At 63.7% G+C, this 16,930-nt stretch carries 17 protein-coding genes; 9 read left to right on the forward strand and 8 right to left on the reverse strand.

Features of this window, described 5'->3' with window-relative positions; genetic code table 11:
- Window positions 1–215: 215 nt before the first annotated feature.
- Entirely contained in the window at window positions 216–2,429 is a 2,214-nt protein-coding gene (locus tag L8V01_RS06840; RefSeq protein ID WP_269946372.1) for an NADP-dependent isocitrate dehydrogenase, read from the forward strand.
- Window positions 2,430–2,501: 72 nt separating this feature from the next.
- Here L8V01_RS06840 and pdxT read toward each other — a convergent pair whose 3' ends face one another.
- A complete protein-coding gene (gene pdxT, locus L8V01_RS06845) occupies window positions 2,502–3,092 on the reverse strand; it encodes a pyridoxal 5'-phosphate synthase glutaminase subunit PdxT (RefSeq protein ID WP_269946373.1) in 591 nt (196 codons plus the stop codon).
- Window positions 3,086–3,988 carry a pyridoxal 5'-phosphate synthase lyase subunit PdxS gene (pdxS, locus tag L8V01_RS06850; protein ID WP_040424867.1) on the reverse strand — a complete coding sequence of 301 codons (903 nt, stop codon included), beginning with the start codon at window positions 3,986–3,988 and terminating at the stop codon, window positions 3,086–3,088. The genes pdxT and pdxS overlap by 7 nt, the downstream gene beginning before the upstream one ends.
- 81 nt (window positions 3,989–4,069) lie before the next feature.
- Here pdxS and pdxR point away from each other — a divergent pair, with 81 nt between their 5' ends.
- From pdxR to metX, 4 genes are all read left to right on the forward strand, one after another.
- Window positions 4,070–5,374, forward strand: a complete 1,305-nt coding sequence (gene pdxR / locus L8V01_RS06855; protein WP_269946374.1) for a MocR-like pyridoxine biosynthesis transcription factor PdxR — start codon at window positions 4,070–4,072, stop codon at window positions 5,372–5,374.
- Window positions 5,375–5,411: 37 nt separating this feature from the next.
- Window positions 5,412–5,573: a hypothetical protein gene (locus L8V01_RS06860; RefSeq protein ID WP_269946375.1), complete on the forward strand. Its 162-nt coding sequence runs from the start codon at window positions 5,412–5,414 to the stop codon at window positions 5,571–5,573.
- 189 nt (window positions 5,574–5,762) lie between these two features.
- On the forward strand, window positions 5,763–7,079 hold the full coding sequence (locus L8V01_RS06865) for an O-acetylhomoserine/O-acetylserine sulfhydrylase (RefSeq protein WP_269946376.1): 1,317 nt from the start codon (window positions 5,763–5,765) through the stop codon (window positions 7,077–7,079).
- A complete protein-coding gene (metX, locus tag L8V01_RS06870) occupies window positions 7,076–8,194 on the forward strand; it encodes a homoserine O-acetyltransferase MetX (RefSeq protein WP_269946377.1) in 1,119 nt (372 codons plus the stop codon). Before L8V01_RS06865 ends, metX begins: the two co-directional genes overlap by 4 nt.
- 106 nt (window positions 8,195–8,300) lie before the next feature.
- Here metX and L8V01_RS06875 read toward each other — a convergent pair whose 3' ends face one another.
- The 3 genes from L8V01_RS06875 to L8V01_RS06885 all read right to left on the reverse strand — a co-directional run bounded on the left by L8V01_RS06875 (window position 8,301) and on the right by L8V01_RS06885 (window position 10,566).
- The gene (locus L8V01_RS06875; RefSeq protein ID WP_269946378.1) at window positions 8,301–9,281 is read right to left on the reverse strand and encodes an HNH endonuclease signature motif containing protein; all 981 of its coding nucleotides are present in this window, start codon (window positions 9,279–9,281) and stop codon (window positions 8,301–8,303) included.
- 125 nt (window positions 9,282–9,406) lie between these two features.
- Complete coding sequence (locus L8V01_RS06880) at window positions 9,407–9,721, reverse strand: DUF3017 domain-containing protein (protein WP_269946379.1); 315 nt, start codon at window positions 9,719–9,721, stop codon at window positions 9,407–9,409.
- A complete protein-coding gene (locus tag L8V01_RS06885; RefSeq protein WP_269946380.1) occupies window positions 9,718–10,566 on the reverse strand; it encodes a bifunctional methylenetetrahydrofolate dehydrogenase/methenyltetrahydrofolate cyclohydrolase in 849 nt (282 codons plus the stop codon). The genes L8V01_RS06880 and L8V01_RS06885 overlap by 4 nt, the downstream gene beginning before the upstream one ends.
- A 23-nt stretch (window positions 10,567–10,589) precedes the next feature.
- Here L8V01_RS06885 and L8V01_RS06890 point away from each other — a divergent pair, with 23 nt between their 5' ends.
- A complete protein-coding gene (locus tag L8V01_RS06890) occupies window positions 10,590–11,060 on the forward strand; it encodes a tRNA (cytidine(34)-2'-O)-methyltransferase (protein WP_269946381.1) in 471 nt (156 codons plus the stop codon).
- Here L8V01_RS06890 and L8V01_RS06895 read toward each other — a convergent pair.
- Together L8V01_RS06895 and L8V01_RS06900 are read right to left on the reverse strand one after the other, a co-directional pair.
- A complete protein-coding gene (locus tag L8V01_RS06895) occupies window positions 11,044–12,372 on the reverse strand; it encodes a PH domain-containing protein (protein WP_269946382.1) in 1,329 nt (442 codons plus the stop codon). The two genes, L8V01_RS06890 and L8V01_RS06895, sit on opposite strands and share 17 nt — an antisense overlap.
- Window positions 12,369–12,830 (reverse strand): PH domain-containing protein, encoded by a 462-nt coding sequence (locus L8V01_RS06900; RefSeq protein WP_269946383.1) that lies wholly within the window; start codon window positions 12,828–12,830, stop codon window positions 12,369–12,371. The genes L8V01_RS06895 and L8V01_RS06900 overlap by 4 nt, the downstream gene beginning before the upstream one ends.
- Before the next feature lie 32 nt (window positions 12,831–12,862).
- On the opposite strand from L8V01_RS06900, the gene L8V01_RS06905 reads away from it, so the two are divergent.
- From L8V01_RS06905 to L8V01_RS06915, 3 genes are read left to right on the forward strand one after another with little or no spacing between them, the layout of a single operon-like run.
- Window positions 12,863–12,931, forward strand: coding sequence for a helix-turn-helix domain-containing protein (locus tag L8V01_RS06905; protein WP_269946471.1), 69 nt, complete (start codon window positions 12,863–12,865; stop codon window positions 12,929–12,931).
- Window positions 12,932–12,973: 42 nt separating this feature from the next.
- Entirely contained in the window at window positions 12,974–13,237 is a 264-nt protein-coding gene (locus L8V01_RS06910; protein ID WP_005322660.1) for a helix-turn-helix transcriptional regulator, read from the forward strand.
- Complete coding sequence (locus tag L8V01_RS06915; RefSeq protein ID WP_269946384.1) at window positions 13,237–13,734, forward strand: hypothetical protein; 498 nt, start codon at window positions 13,237–13,239, stop codon at window positions 13,732–13,734. The genes L8V01_RS06910 and L8V01_RS06915 overlap by 1 nt, the downstream gene beginning before the upstream one ends.
- Here the strand turns inward: L8V01_RS06915 and L8V01_RS06920 are convergent.
- Entirely contained in the window at window positions 13,731–16,850 is a 3,120-nt protein-coding gene (locus L8V01_RS06920; protein ID WP_269946385.1) for an error-prone DNA polymerase, read from the reverse strand. The two genes, L8V01_RS06915 and L8V01_RS06920, sit on opposite strands and share 4 nt — an antisense overlap.
- Window positions 16,851–16,930: the final 80 nt, after the last annotated feature.

The raw sequence follows: 16,930 nt of genomic DNA on the forward strand, positions 1-16,930 counted from the left end.
GAGAGTGAGGGTACACCCCGTGTCCGCCGGTAGCATGCCTGCAGCGGGTGCTCGTGAATATCTCCACCCCACCTGCGCATGGGTGATGATTGCCACGCAACCCTTTTCAAGGGGCGGCAAATGGGAGATCACTATCAGCAAACTGGCCCACATGCTTCCCACAAAATCGGTAATCTGGGCACTTGAACAATTTTCCAACGTTATATAGGAGAATCATGGCAAAGATTACGTGGACCCGTACCGATGAGGCGCCGCTGCTGGCGACCTACTCCCTCAAGCCCATCGTGGAGGCTTTCGCTTCCACTGCGGGCATCGACGTGGAAACCCGCGATATCTCGCTGGCCGCCCGCATCGCCGCGCAGTTCCCAGAGCGCCTGACCGAGGAGCAGAAGGTCGAAGACGCCCTAGCGGAGCTGGGCAAGATGGCCAAGACCCCGGAAGCAAATATCATCAAGCTGCCGAATATTTCCGCTTCCCTGGTGCAGCTGAAAAAGGCCATCGCCGAGCTGCAGGCCGCTGGCTACGATCTGCCTGATTACCCGGATAATCCTTCCACCGAGGAAGAAAAGGACATCGCCGCCCGCTACGATTCCGTTAAGGGCTCCGCTGTTAACCCGGTGCTACGTGAGGGCAACTCCGACCGCCGCGCACCGGAGGCCGTGAAGAACTTTGTGAAGAAGCACCCGCACCGCATGGGCGAGTGGTCCAAGGACTCCAAGACCAACGTTGCCACCATGGCGGATAAAGACTTCCGCCACAATGAGAAGTCCGTCATTCTGGACAACGAGGACACCCTGTCCATCGTCCTCAAGACCGCAGAAGGCGAGCAGACCCTGCTGCCGGAGTTGCCGGTTCTCAAGGGTGAGGTCATCGACGGCACCTTTATGTCCGCCAAGGCCCTCGATGAGTTCCTCCTCGCACAGGTCAAGCGCGCCAAGGAAGAGGGCGTACTCTTCTCCACCCACCTGAAGGCCACCATGATGAAGGTCTCTGACCCCATCCTCTTCGGCCACGTCGTCCGCGCCTTCTTCGCCGATGTTTATGACAAGTACGGCGAGGAGCTGCTGGCTGCCGGCCTCAACGGGGAGAACGGCTTGGGCGCTATCTACGAGGGCCTCAAGAACCTGGACAAGGGCGAGGAAATCAAGGCTGCTTTCGATGCTGCGCTTTCCGCAGGCCCCGACCTCGCCATGGTCAACTCCCACAAGGGCATCACCAACCTGCACGTGCCTTCCGACGTCATTATTGACGCCTCCATGCCTGCCATGATCCGCACCTCTGGCCACATGTGGAATAAGAACGACGAGGAGCAGGACACCCTCGCCGTTATCCCGGATTCCTCCTACGCCGGCGTCTACCAGGCCGTTATCGAGGACTGCAAGGAAAACGGCGCCTTCGACCCGACCACCATGGGTACCGTGCCGAACGTGGGCCTCATGGCGCAGAAGGCCGAGGAGTACGGCTCCCACAACAAGACCTTCAAAATCCCAGCCGCGGGCACCGTTGAGGTTCGAAACTCCCAGGGCGAAGTCCTCATCTCCCACGACGTGGAGGAAGGCGATATCTGGCGCGCCTGCCAGACCAAGGACGCCCCAATCCAGGACTGGGTCAAGCTCGCCGTCAACCGCGCTCGCCTGTCCGGCATGAAGACCATCTTCTGGCTCGACCCAGAGCGCGGCCACGACCGCAATATCAAGTCCCTGGTGGAGAAGTACCTGCAGGACCACGACACCGAGGGCTTGGATATCTCCATTGAGGATCCGGTCACCGCTACCAAGACCTCCATCGAGCGCATCCGCCGCGGCGAAGACACCATCTCCGTGACCGGCAATGTGCTGCGTGACTACAACACGGACCTCTTCCCCATCCTCGAGCTGGGTACCTCCGCCAAGATGCTGTCTGTGGTTCCGCTCATGGCCGGCGGCGGCCTCTTCGAGACCGGTGCGGGCGGCTCCGCCCCGAAGCACGTCCAGCAGGTCGAGGAAGAAAACCACCTGCGCTGGGATTCCCTCGGCGAGTTCCTGGCCCTGGCCGAGTCCTTCCGCCACGAAAAGCAGACCAACGGCAACGAGAAGGCCGGCGTCCTGGCCGCCACCTTGGACAAGGCCACCGAGCGCCTGCTCAATGAGGGCAAGTCCCCGTCCCGCAAAGCTGGCGAAATCGACAACCGCGGTTCCCACTTCTTCCTGGCCACCTTCTGGGCCGAGGAGCTGGCTAACCAGACCGACGATGCCGATCTCGCCGCTGCTTTCAAGGACGTGGCTTCCCAGCTGTCCTCCCAGGCAGACGAGATTGCCCAGGCGCTTGTCGACGCCCAAGGCAACCCCGCCGACCTCGGCGGCTACTACTGGCCTAACGACGAGAAGACCTCTGCCGTCATGCGCCCAGTTGCTGCCTTCAACGAGATCATCGACGGCCTGAAGAAGTAAGTCTTCCCAGGAAAAAGCCGCCCCGCAGCGTTCATTGCCTCGCTGCGGGGCGGCTTTGGTGTATCTGCGTACTTAAAAGCTTTCGAGCCAGGCGGCGTGCACGCGGGCGTCGCCATTTTCTTCTGGGTGGAAGCTCAGCGCCGTCACGCGACCTTGGCGCACGCCGACCACCGCGTCGCCTTTCTCGCCCGGCACCGTCGCGATGACCTCGACGCCCCCGCCCACGCGGGTGACCAGCGGCGCGCGAATGAAGCTCGCCGCAATGTCAAGCGTTTCCTCCCCCGCCGTCACAGGCACCGTGCGCTCTTCGGAAAAGCGCTGGTTACCAAAGGCATTGCGCCGCACGGTCACGTCCACAAGGCCCAGGGTTTGCTGCCCCGGCGCAGGGTTATCCAGCTCGCGGGCACAATAAATAAGCCCCGCGCAGGTCGCGAGCACCGGCAATCCTGCGGCCGCGGCATCGCGCAGCGGCTCGGCCAGCCCGAAGCTACGCGCCAGCTTGTCGATGACGCTCGACTCACCGCCCGGAATCACCAGCCCGTCGAGCCCGTCCAGGTCGCGCGGCACCCGCACCCGGCGCGTAACAACGCCGAGCCCGTCCAGAATGCGCAGGTGCTCCTCGACGCCGCCCTGCAGCGCCAGCACCCCGACGGTAGCTACCATCCGCGCTCAGCCAGGCGGTGCGGTGCGGGCACGTCGTTGACGTTAATGCCCACCATGGCCTCGCCCAGGCCGCGGGAAAGCTTGGCGAGCTCTGCGGGGTCGTCGTAAAGCGTGGCGGCCTTCACGATGGCCTCCGCGCGCGCCGCCGGGTTGCCGGACTTGAAGATGCCGGATCCGACAAAGACGCCTTCGGCGCCCATCTGGCGGACAAGGGCGGCGTCGGCAGGCGTGGCCACGCCACCGGCAACGAAGAGTACAACCGGGAGCTTGCCGGTCTCCGCAACCTCTGCGACCAGGTCATACGGTGCCTGCAGCTCCTTGGCCGCAACATAAAGCTCGTCTCGATCCAGGTGGCGCAAGCGCGCGATCTCGGCCTTAATGGTGCGCAGGTGCTTCACGGCCTCGGAGACATCGCCGGTGCCGGCCTCGCCCTTGGAGCGAATCATGGCCGCGCCCTCGGTGATGCGGCGCAGCGCCTCACCCAGGTTGGTGGCGCCGCACACGAACGGCACGTCGAAGTCCCACTTATTGATGTGGTTAACGTAATCGGCCGGGCTGAGCACCTCGGACTCGTCGATAAAGTCCACACCCAGCTCGCCCAGGATCTGCGCCTCTACAAAGTGGCCGATGCGGGCCTTGGCCATGACCGGGATATCCACGGCCTCGACGATGCCCTCGATAAGCTCTGGGTCAGACATGCGGGCCACGCCGCCCTGCGCGCGGATATCGGCCGGCACGCGCTCCAGCGCCATCACGGCCGATGCGCCCGCGTCCTCCGCAATGCGCGCCTGCTCTGGTGTGACGACGTCCATGATGACGCCGCCCTTCAACATATCGGCTAGTCCTCGCTTCACGCGCGTGGTAGCGCGTCCTTGTTCATTTACCTGTTCAGTCATAGGTGCCATAGTGGCCCACACAATTGGTACAAGACAAGAGCCATTTTCAGCGTGTTGGATTAGACCACTTATGATGGGTCCGTGCCCCTTCGCCTCGATCCCTCTGATACGCGGCCGCTGCCCGTGCAAATAGCCGCAGCCCTACGCGCCCAGGTTGCCGCCGGCGTCCTCCTGCCCGGCGAGCGCGTTCCCTCGACCCGCCACTTGGCTTCGCAGCTCGGCATTTCCCGAGGCAGCGTAGTCACCGCCTACGACCAACTCACGGCCGAGGGCTACCTCACCGCCGAGGTCGGCTCCGGCACCGTCATCAACCCACTGCTCCCCCACGCGCGTGCCCCAAGGCCGGAACCAGCCCCCGCACCGGCCGCCGAGCCCGAGCTGGTGTCACTGACCCCCGGCCTGCCCGACACCGCCGGCATCCTCACCCCTGAATGGAGGGCAGCGTGGCGTGCAGCGGCTGTCGACCCCTCCGGCAATCTGCCCCACGAAGTCGCAGCGCACCTGCGCCACATGCGCGGGCTCACCGTGGACCCAGCCTGCGTACTAATCACGGCCGGCGCCCGCGACGGCCTTTCTGTGCTCCTGCGCGCCCTCGGCCGCCAGCTGCACGTGGGCGTGGAGTCCCCCGGTTACCCCAGCCTGCGCCGCGTGCCCCACACGCTCGGCCATACGTTGGTGGAAATCCCCACCGGCCCCGATGGCGTCACCGTCCCCGCGGCCGATCTCGACGCCCTCATCGTCACCCCCAGCCACCAATACCCCTACGGCGGCTCGCTGCCCGCAGCCCGGCGCGCCGAACTCGTCGAATGGGCCCGCGCACACGACGCCCTCCTCATCGAGGACGACTTCGACTCCGAACTGCGCTACGTCGGCCAGCCACTGCCCGCCTTGGCCGCACTCGCCCCGGAACACACCGTGCTGCTGGGCACCTTTTCCTCGGTCATCTCCCCCTCGATTGCCTGCGGCTACCTCGTCGTCCCGCCGCGCCTGCGCCCGGCCGTTGACCGCGTGCGCGAGGTCTTCGGCCAACCCGTCGGCGCCATCCCCCAGGCCGCGCTCGCTCACTACCTTGCCAGCGGCGCTTTACGACGCCACACCGGCCGCATGCGCCGCACCTACAAACGCCGCCGCAACCTGGTAGCCGAAACGCTCGGCACCATCGATGGCACCCAACTCCTCCCCATTCACGGTGGTCTCCACGCGGTATTGCTGTGCGACCCAACCGTAGTCCCCCGCGCCGCCGCCCGCGGCATCAAGCTCACCCCGCTGCGCGACTATTGGGGCGGCGCCGACGCCGAAGACGGCGTCGTCCTCGGCTTCGGCCACCTTAGCGACACCGAGCTGCGCACGAGCCTCTCCGCGGTCGCGGCCGCCTTACGCGAGTGATACCGTAACCCCAAAGATCATAAAAGAAAGGTAATAAATGTCCCTCGGTCCGCTTGAATTTCTACTCATACTCATTCCGCCCCTCATTCTCGCCGGAATCATCGCCATCGTGGTCAAGCTCGTGCGCAATAGCAACGAAACTCGCGCAAACACCCGCCGCGTTGCCGATCAGCTCGAGGAACAAAATCGCCACCCGTAGAAACTCTTCCCCACGAGGCCACCTGCGCTGCCACGATAGCCCCGCCGTGCCCTCTCCCTGACGCCGCGCCTTCCGACGCCCACACACAACACGAGACTGACCGCTTAGTCTATTTTTATTCTCGCTCCTGCCAGCAGGTTTCCCTAAACCCCTCCGCAATACATACCGCTTGGTCTAGTCTTGCCAAGCATGACGACGAAATACGATAACTCCAATTCCAACTGGTCCTTCGCTACCCGCTCCGTACACGCGGGCCAAAACCTCGACGGGCACCACAACGCCCGCAACGTGCCGATCTACCAGACCACTTCCTATGTGTTTAATGACGCCGAACACGCGGCCAACCGCTTCAACCTTTCCGACGCCGGCCCCATCTACACCCGCCTGACCAACCCCACCCAGGATGCGCTGGAAGAGCGCCTCGCTTCCCTCGAAGGCGGCGTCGCGGCCGTCGCCTTCGCTTCGGGCCAGGCCGCCGAAACCACGGCCATTTTGAACCTCGCCTCGGCCGGCGACCACATCGTGACCTCTCCGCGTCTTTACGGCGGCACCTCAACGCTCTTTACTGTCACTCTCAAGCGCCTGGGCATCGACGTCACCCTCGTCGAAGACCCGGACGATCCGCAATCCTGGCAGGACGCCGTCCAGCCGAATACCAAGGCCTTCTACGGCGAGACCTTCGGCAACCCCGTGGCCGATGTCCTCGATATCCCGGCCATCGCCGAGGTCGCCCACAACAACCAGGTCCCGCTCATCGTGGATAACACCATCGCCACCGCCGCCCTCGCTCGGCCGTTGGACCTCGGCGCGGACATCGTCGTGGTTTCCACTACCAAGTTCTACACCGGCAATGGCTCGGCCATCGGCGGCGCGATTATCGACGGCGGCTCCTTCGACTGGACCGTCACCCGCAACGGCGAACCCGTCTTCCCCTACTTCGTCACCCCGGACGAGGCCTACCACGGCCTGAAGTACGCCGACCTCGGCGCCCCAGCCTTCGCGCTCAAGGCCCGCGCCGGCCTGCTGCGCGATACCGGTGCCGCCATCTCCCCCTTCAACGCCTGGCTGACGCTGAACGGAATTGAAACGGTGGGCCTGCGCGTCGAAAAGCACAATGCCAACGCCCAAGCCGTTGCCGAGTACCTGGAAGGCCACGCCAAGGTCACCAAGGTCAACTACGCCGGCCTGGATTCTTCGCCGTATAAGGCCACCAAGGAAAAGCTCGGCTACGCCTACACCGGCTCCGTGCTCTCCTTCGACATCGACGGCGGCCGCGAGGAAGCCTGGGCATTTATCGACGCTCTCAAGCTCCACTCCAACCTCGCCAATATCGGCGACACCCGCTCCCTGGCCGTGCACCCAGCAACCACCACGCACTCCCAGTCCGACGAGCCTGCGCTTGCTGCGGCCGGCATCACCCAGTCCACCATCCGCCTCTCTGTGGGCATCGAGCACATCGATGACATCATCGCGGACGTCGAGCTGGGCTTTAACGCGCTGGCATGAAGCTAGTTAGCATCGGCGACTTCCGCACCGAAGCCGGCGCCACGCTTGCCGACGCCCACATCGCCTACCACCGCTTCGGCCACCTGCTCGACGATCCCCACGGCCGCAATAACGTCATTGTGGTCGAACACGCCCTGACCGGTGACTCGAATGTGGCCGAATGGTGGGCCGATCTAGTCGGTCCTGGCAAGGCGCTAGACACGACGAAATGGTGCGTTATCGCCACTAATGCGCTGGGTGGCTGCGGCGGCTCCACCGGCCCTGCCTCCCCGCATCCTGACGACGGCCGGGCCTGGGGCTCTCGCTTCCCTGCCCTGTCCGTGCGCGACCTCGTCGCGGCTGAGCGTGCCGCGCTGCGCGAGCTCGGAATCACCCACGTCCACGCCGTTATCGGCGGCTCGATGGGTGGCGCGCGCACACTGGAGTGGACGCTGATGTACCCGGAAGCCCTCGAAGCGGCCTGCGTCATTGCCGTATCGGCCCGCGCTTCCGCCTGGCAGATTGGTATCCAATCGGCACAGATCGCGGCCATCGAGCAAGATTCCTTCTGGCATGGCGGCGATTACTACGCCTCTGCTCAGCGCCCGCGCGAGGGGCTGGCCGCCGCGCGTCGCATCGCGCATCTGACCTATCGCGGCGAACAGGAAATCGACGAGCGCTTCGGTGTCCAGGCGCAGACCGGTGAGAACCCACTCGGCCCCTACCGCCGCCGCAATGAGCGCTTTGCCGTCAACTCCTACCTGGACTACCAGGGCACGAAGCTGGCCGATCGCTTCGATGCCGGTTCCTATGTCACCCTTACCGAGGCGCTGAACCGCCACGATATCGGCCGTGGCCGCGGCGGCCTCAACCGCGCGCTAGGCTCGTCCGAGGTGCCAACGATGGTCGTCGGCGTGGACACGGATATCTTGTACCCGTACCACCAGCAGGAACACATCTCGCGCAACCTTGGCAATCTGCTGGCGATGGCGAAGGTTGTCTCCCCGGTAGGCCACGACGCTTTTCTTACCGAGTCACGCCAGATGGATCGCATCCTGCGCAACTTCCTCACCCTTTCCCAACCAGACCCGCGCATCGATTCTGCGGCAGGCGATCCCACCGAGTACTCGATTTAAAGGCTCGCTGCATCTGCGATCGCCAAAGCCGCGCACGCGCACTAGCGGTAAGCGGTGCGCTGCGCTGGGGCTATGGCGAGTTTGGCTTCAGCAGGATTGAGGCGGCTTAGTGTCCTTCGGGCGGCTTAGCCCAGGGCGGGCGCCAGACGATACCTTCGCCGGGGCGGCGCTCAAGCCGGCCGCGGCGCGGCGGTGCATTGGGGTCATCATCATTGACCGCATTGTGATACTTGCAGGCGATGGTGAGGTTTTCGGGATTCGTGTCACCACCGAGCAGCCACGGGGTGAGGTGGTGGACCTGGCATTCATCTGCCGGCGTATGGCAATCGGGCCACGGGCACACCGGATTTTCCGCCATCGCCATCTGGCGTTGCTTCCACGTAGCCAAGCGCCTCGATTGATAGAGGTTTACGGGGCCGGTGACGGGGTGGATGAGGGTGATTAGGCCGACGTCGGAAAGCGCGCGGCGGGCAAGGTCTGCACCGGTAATTTGTGCGCCATTGGTTAGCTGCAAGGTGACGTCCTCACCGTGGGTAACTTTGACCATCTCATTGAGGGTGAGGACCACGTTGGTGGTGATTGTGGAGGCGGCGGCACCCTGGGAAAAGACACGGCGAGCATCGGCGACGGTGGAGACATGGTTATTAATCTCTGCGACCAGTTCGGACTCAGCGGTAATGGTCAGCGTCCATAGGTCATCGCGGCGGCGAGTCAGGCGCACCCCCTCGGAGCGCTTGGTGGTGCGCTCCTCGCGGACAAGGCGTCGGGCGCGCTTTTCAATCTCGCTGGTAGCAACGCGCAGGGCGCAGAGTTCCTCGCGCAGTGCCCAGGCCGCGCGCTGGGTATTCATCTTCTGGGCATAGTGCTCGATAATCTTCAGCGCATCCAGCGGCAGTGTGGTGCGGCGGGCGGCGCGCTGCTTAGCGCGAAAGGAAGTGCGGCCGAAGTAGGTATCGGCAAGGCGGGCGAACTCGGCGGCCTCGCGATCGCTAAAGCCCTTATCGACGAGCTCTTCTACCGACAGCCCAACGCACTCCTCGATGAGCCTCATCGGGGAGTTCACGGCTGCCAAGTAGTTCGAAATCATGGCCCTGAGCCTAAGCCGGGCGCGCAACTCGGCGCGCGGTGGCGGGCGGCAGCCTGTGGATAATCGCCCGAACCACACCCTCTAAGGCCGAGATAGGTGAAAGCTCTACAAAAGCCTGTGGATAACTAGCTGCCGAGTGAATCCACGGAGAAGGCAAGAAAGGCCATCACCGCGCCGAGCAGGCCGGTAAAGCAGGCATCGAAGCGACGCGAGCGCACGGCCAGCACGCCGACGCGACTGGAATCGCAGGTAAGGCGAACCACGGTGAGCCACAGCAAGGCGAGGCCGAGAAGTAACGTGGCCCGGCGCCAGTACTCGAAGACCGCGTAACCGCCGGAGACGACCACACCGGCCACGAAAATTCCGATGGCCGCCCACTGCGCGGCGGGCGGTAGCGGGGAGGGCGCGAGTTTGGCGTCGTGCGGGTTATCTAGATTCACGCCAACTTTTCCGCGCGCTCGACGATATTGCGCACTAGGAAAGCGCGGGTCAGTGGGCCGACGCCGCCTGGGTTCGGCGAGACGAATCCGGCCTTGTCCCAGCAGTCTGGGTGGATGTCGCCGGTGAGTTTGCCATCGACACGGGAGACTCCGACGTCGAGAAGCGCGGCTCCTTCCTTAATCATGTCCGCAGTAAGCATATGCGGCTGGCCGGCGGCGGCGATGACGATATCGGCCTCGCGGGTCTCGGCGGCCAGGTCTTTGGTGCCGGTGTGGCACAGGGTGACGGTGGAGTTCTCGCTGCGGCGGGTAAGCATCAGGCCAATAGGGCGCCCCACGGTCACGCCGCGGCCGATGACCACGGTTTTGGCACCGTCAAGTTCAACGCCGAAGCGGCGCAGCAGGTGCAGGCAGCCGTTCGGGGTACAGGGCAGGGGCGCATCCTCGTTGAGCACGAGCTTGCCCAGGTTGACGGGGTGCAGGCCGTCGGCGTCCTTTTCGGGGTCGATGCGCTCAAGGATAGCGTTTTCGTCCAGATGCTTGGGCAGCGGGAGCTGGACGATGTAGCCGGTGCAGGCAACATCAGCGTTGAGCTCATCGATGACGGCCTCAAGTTCTTCCTGCGTGACATCGGCCGGAAGGTCCTTGCGGATGGAGTTGATGCCGAGTTTTTCGCAGTCGCGGTGCTTCATTTTCACATAGGACTGGGAGCCGGGGTCCTCGCCCACAAGAACGGTGGCGAGGCCTGGGATAATACCCTTTTCCTTCAGCGTGGCCACGCGCTGGGCGAGGTCAGCGAAAATCTCGTCGCGGTACAGTGTGCCATCTAGTTTGGTAGCGCTCATAGCCACCATCCTAGACTGAAGACATGAGCCAGCTGCACATTGTCTTTGATAACCCGGTCATCCCTACTAATACGGGCAACGCCATCCGCACGGCCGCGGTGACGGGCGCGAGCCTGCACCTGATTGAACCGCTGGGTTTCAATTTCGACGATAAGCACTTAAAGCGCGCCGGGCTGGATTATCACGATCTGGCCGATGTGCAGATTCACAAGGATTTTCAGGCCTGCATGGATGCGCTGCCGGGGGCGCGCGTATTCGCGTTTACCACGCATACGGATAAGTGGTTTACGGATATCGAATACCAGGAGGGCGATGTCCTACTCTTCGGCACGGAGCCGACCGGCCTGCCGGAGAAGCATATTAACCATCCGCGCGTTACGGACCGCGTGCGCATTCCGATGCTGCCGGCTAGGCGCTCGATGAACCTGTCGAATTCGGCGTCGACGGCCGTATTCGAAGCGTGGCGCCAGCTGGGATTTAACGGGGCGGTTTAAGTCCTGGCAGTTGGCGGGAGCGCAGGCGGGTTAGGAGTGCGGTGGCGTCGGCAAGCGTGAGGTTGCGCGCGGCCATGCGCACAGGTCCCTGGACTAGGTCGAGGTCGACTGTGGCTAGGCCGAGCGCCTGAGAAATCGGCCCGCGGCGGTAGGTTAGCTCCTGGATATGGGAGGTGTGGATGGCCTTGACGCGGCGGTTGAGCCGGCCGTTGCGCACGATGACGTAGTCGCCGGTAAGCGCAACGGTTTGCTGGCGGTAGTCTAGCGGGGAGACCCACTTGGCGCGGGCCGGCGAGGCGTAGGTGGGCGCGGCGTCGGCCGGTAGGAATTGCCGGGCTTGGGCGAGGGTGCCCACTGGAAGGATTCGAGTGGAGCCAGAAGCCTTGCCGCTTGCCGACGCCCCATACCCCGCCACCGAAACCCTTACCTCGTACCAGCCCAACGGCCGCCAGAGGAAGGGCTGGGTAATTTGCACGGCGTGGATGCGGTCGAGGCGGATGCTTTGGCGGCGGCGATCGGCCAGGCCGTAAGTGATGTTGAGGACCTCGCCGTCGGTGCGGGCGTTGTATCGCCAAGAGGAATCGAGCACGTTCCATGCGCTGGGGAGCGCGCCGACGAGGATGGGGAGCGCGGTCGAAAGCGGCAGCTTTGTAGTTACCACAACGATGAGGAAACCGACGAGGAAAAGCGTGGAGGTGCGCAACGCGGCCGCCATAAGAGAGCGCGCGATGGGGATTTCGGGCACGAGGACCGGTTCTTCGGCCGCCGGGGCGGGTGCTTGGGCGCTGGTCGCGTCGGCGGCGGCCGGTGTGGGAGCGCCGTGGACGCGGGCGAGGATGTCATCGCGCAGGGCCTCGGCGTCGGCCTTTTTGAGGTAGGCGATTTCGATGACGGAAGATTGGCCGCCGGCGGTTTCCACGCGCACGGACGCTAGCCGGAATAGGCGTGCGATGACGGACTCGACGACGTCGACGGCCTGGGTGCGGTCATAGCGCGCGGTGCGCAATTGGCTGGAAAAGAGGCCGCGGCGCAGGGAAAGCTCTTCCGCGCCGAGCTGGTAGCCCATACGGCGCCACCACAGGCCGGAGGCGAGCCACACGACCGCGCAGACCGCAATGAAACCGGCGAGAGCTAAGGCGGTATCGCGCAGGGCCTCGCCGCGGTGTTCGCCAGTGATAAAGGCGAATATATCGCTCAGGGCCTCCATGTTGACGTTGAGGGCGAAACCCGCGATGAGGGCCAAGATGACTGACCACAGGCGCAGCAGCGGGGTAAGGCGGTGGACGCGACGGAAGCTCGGCTGGGTACTCATAGGCCGCTCATCCGTTCGCGGGCTTGGTGGGCAAGGCGGGTGCGGAGGGCGTCGGCAAGCGGGGCTTCTAGGCCCTTGATGGTGGCGTCCGTGCTAGCCGAGGCCGTATGGAGCTGCAACTTTTTCAGCCCGAGCGCGCGGTCGATAGGCCCGGCGGTCACATCGACGAATTGGATGCGGCCGTAGGGCACGACGGTAAAGGTGTGCCAGAGCTTGCCACGGGTAATGAGGAGTTCGTCTTCGGTTTCGAGCCAGCCCATGTTGCGCACTTGGGCGGGAATGAGCCAGAGCAACCAAAAGAAAAGGGCGACGAAAAGCCCGGCCACCCAGTAGAACCACGCGGTCCACCAGAAACCTGCCGCACCGGCGGCCGCGATGAGGACAATCATCCAGCTCAGGTGGTGGATATAGCGCGAGGTAACCAGGCGCGGCGAGACGGGATTCATTTCTTCGCTCATAGTTATTGACAGTATCAATCGAAGCCACATCCTTGCGCACCCTCGCGGCACTGTGTACTGCATTGGACTGCCAGCCGGGAGACATTTTCGGCGTCGAATAGCAACCCTTGCCAGGGTGTTGGGTTTATGCAATACTTTGACTCATGTCCCCAAAGAAGAAGCCCTCCGCACCCATTTATAACCGGGTACGTGTGCTGCGCGCCGAGCGGGACATGTCGCGCGCACAACTGGCTGAGGCCATCGACGTCAATCCCCAGACCGTCGGAGCCCTTGAGCGCGGCGACCACTCCCCCAGCCTGGACCTAGCCTTCCGCGTCTGCGAGGTCTTTGACCTCCCCGTGGAGGCCATCTTTTCCCGCCAGGAATTTGCCCCTATGTCCACTGAAATCTATAGGAAGAATTCCTAATGGCTAACACAATTCCTGCCTCTGTTTCCCACCGCAAGCGCTTAGTGTTGGCCGGTGATGTTTTTCTCGGCCTGGCCATCGTGGCGGCGGCCCTGCACTTCTTCGCGCTTGGCTTGTCTAATCTGCTGTGGCCGATTGCCGGCATTGCAGCCACCATCTGTACCACGTGGCTGCGTCAATCCATCCGGCACCTCGTCGTACCTACTACGGAGATGGATGAGTACGAGCTTCGCCTGCATACTGACGCCCGCGACAAGGGTCTCAAGACCGCTTTAATTACAGCAATAGTACTCTTCCTCGTCGCTGGTGCCACCGCATGTGGGCTGCGCTTCTTCGGCGCGGAGCAGGTTGCGGTGGAGCAGGCAACCTCTGGGGCTAATATCGCCATCTTCTTTGCCAAGCTCATCTATATCCAGCTGCTATGGATTCCGTTTGCGGTAGCCAAGGAATTGGCTAATAAGCTCAATGCGGACGAGCTGCGCAGCGGCGGAAACTAACGGAAGTCGCGGGAACCGCGGGAGAGGAATTCGCCAAAGTCCAGCGGCTCTAGCTTGTCCGCGACCACGCTGACCGCGCCCGTGGCATTTTGCACGATGCCGCGGATAATCATTGCGCGGGCGGTGCGGGCCAAAACCTTATGCCGCGACCACAATCCGGGTGAGACCATCACGTTCATCAAGCCGGTTTCATCTTCCACGCCCAAAAAGGTCAGGCCAGACGCGGTGCGCGGGCGCTGGCGGTGAGTGATAATGCCGGCGATGCGCACGCGGGTGCCATCGGGGATATGGGGAAGTTGGGAGGCAGGGAGGACGTCGGCAAGCGAGGCACGCACCAGCTCCATCGGCTGCTGGTTATGGGTCACGCCGGTGGCGGCGACGTCGGTAGCCATAAGCTCGAAGGCAGACATGCCGGGCAGGTGTGGCGAGGCCAGGGCGGACGTGCCGGGCAGCATACCCTCGCGCTCGGTGGCGGCGACGCCGGCCTGCCACAACGCTTGGCGACGGTCCAGCCCAAGGCACTCCAACGCCCCGGCTATGGCCAGCGCTTCCACCTGCTCCACGCTGAGATCCGCCCGGCGCGAAAGATCGGACACGCTAGTAAAAGGCGCGGCCGCCTCCACCCGCTCGGCGGCGGACTCCCCCAGCCCCTTGATGAGGTTAAAGCCCAAGCGAATCTCGGCCGAGCCCGTCGCGCGGGCCTGGGCGCCGGAGTCATTAATGCTTACCGGCAGCACCCGCACGCCGTGGCGCCGAGCATCCTGAATAAGCGACTGCGGAGAATAGAAACCCATCGGCTGCGCGCGCAGCAACCCCACGCAGAATTCCGCCGGATAGTGGTATTTAAACCACGCGGAGAAATACACCAGCGACGCAAAGGACTGCGAGTGCGATTCCGGAAAACCATAGGCGGCGAAGGCCACAATCTTTGCCCACAGCTTATCCGCGACCTCGCCCTCAATACCGTTGGTCTCGCGCAGGCCGGCAAAGAAGCGGCTGCGCAGCGCGGCCATCCTTTCCGGGGAGCGCTTCGACCCCATGGCGCGGCGCAGGTCATCGGCCTCAGCGCCAGAGAAGCCGGCGGCGTCAACCGCAATCTGCATCAGCTGCTCCTGGAAGAGCGGGATGCCCAGCGTCTTACCCAGAGATTTTTCCAGCACGGGGTGGTCATAGGTCACCTCCTCCAAGCCATCGCGGCGGCGCAGGTAGGGGTGCACGGATCCGCCTTGGATGGGGCCAGGCCGAATGAGTGCGACCTCTACCACCAGGTCAAAGAAACGGTGAGGTTTCAGGCGCGGCAGCGTGGCTAGCTGCGCGCGGGATTCCACCTGGAAGACTCCCACCGCATCGGCGCGGCAAAGCATGTCATAGACCTCCGGCTCGGCTAGATCTAGCTCCCACAGGTGCACCTCGCGGCCAGTGGTGGCGCGCACGGCATCAATCATGTGGTGCAGCGCCTCCAACATGCCGAGGCCCAAAAGGTCGAATTTCACCAGGCCAGCGGCCGCGCAATCGTCCTTATCCCACTGCAGCACGGAACGATTTTCCATGCGCGCCCATTCCATGGGCACGACGTCCGCAATGGGCCGATCGCACAGCACCATACCGCCGGAATGAATTCCTAGGTGGCGGGGCTGGCCGAGGAATTGCTCGGCCAAAGAGGAGACGTCGGCAGGCGGCTCGGAGGTACCTTTCGACCACGCATCGGCTGAGCCCTGCGGGTAACCCAGCGCACGCGCGGCATCGCGGGTTGCTCCCTTGCGGCGATAGGTAATGACATTAGCCACTTGCGCCGCACGATCCCGGCCGTGGGTGCGATACACGTACTGGATAACCTCTTCGCGGCGGCCGGACTCGATGTCGATATCAATATCGGGCGGGCCATCACGGTCTGGGGAGAGGAAACGCTCGAAAAGCAGCTGCGCGGAGATGGGCTCGGCGTTGGTAATACCCAGCGCGAAGCACACCGCGGAGTTGGCGGCCGAGCCGCGGCCTTGGCACAGGATATTCTCGCGGCGGCAAAAATCCACCAGGTCGCATACGATCAGGAAGTAGCCGGGGAAGCCCAGCTGCTTGATGACGCCCAACTCATGCCGAATCTGCTTCCGCGCCGCCTGCCTAATCTCGGCCGGGCGCGAAGCATAGCGGTCCTTGGCGCGGCGCCAGGCCTCGTGCTCCAGCCAACTCATTTCGGTATGTCCCTCCGGCACCGGGAAATGCGGCAGATTGGGTGCGAGCGCGTCCCAGGTAAAGGAGCATTCGCGAGCTAGGCGCACGGTTTCGGCAATAAGCTCCGGCCGATCGGGTAAGAGCTGAGCCATTTGCTCGCCGGACCGCAGCCAGCCGGCACCCATGGGGTGGGCATGCGGCGCGGCGGCAGCGAGGGATTCGCGGCGGGCTAAGGCGCGCTTGGCGGCGGCGAGCCGAGCTTGGTCGCGGGTGGCGGCCGCAGGCCGTGCGGTTGCGATAGCCCGCAGGTTATTGTATCTATCAAGAAAACGGTGCCGGTCCGCATCTTCGGGGGACATGCTGCACGAATATTCGAGAACTATGCTGTCTATTTTTATTCTTTCGAGCAAGTTATCGATTGCCGCCAATGCTTCCGGCCCTACTAGGAAGAAGCATTCATCTTCTAGTTCGCGCGCCACCTCATCCAAGGGCGGGTAAGCCACTTGCCCCTTCTCCCCCGCCTCCATCCGGGCGCGGGCAATGAGTCGCGATAGGCGGCGATACCCCTCCGGCGTGCGCGCCAGCACGGTCACCGGAGCCTCCACGAGGGATAACTCCGCTCCATATATGGCCGGAAGCCCTGCCCTAGCAGCAGCTTCGGCAAATTTCATCAGACCGTAAAAGCCATCGCGGTCCACGATGGCCAACCCTTCGAGCCCTAGCTCCACGGCCCGAGCCACCAGCTCCTCCGGCTCGGCGGCGCCGTCGAGGAAGCTATACGAACTTACCGCGTGCAGCTCCGCAAAGGGCACGGCGGAATGCCCGCGCTGGGCAGGAACCATTGGCCCGTGAAGGTGATTAACCGGCACGGGTGCAGCAGATTCACGGCCGGAGAGGATGCGCTCCACCCGCGGCCACGATAGTGTCCTTCCGCCATTAAATTTCACCCCACACAGCGTAATATCGAATTATTGTTCTATACAACCCGGTGGGGCGTGATGCCCGCAATAGACAAAGCGGTTCGCTG

The organism is Corynebacterium curieae, assembly GCF_027570035.1.
GTDB lineage: Bacteria > Actinomycetota > Actinomycetes > Mycobacteriales > Mycobacteriaceae > Corynebacterium > Corynebacterium curieae.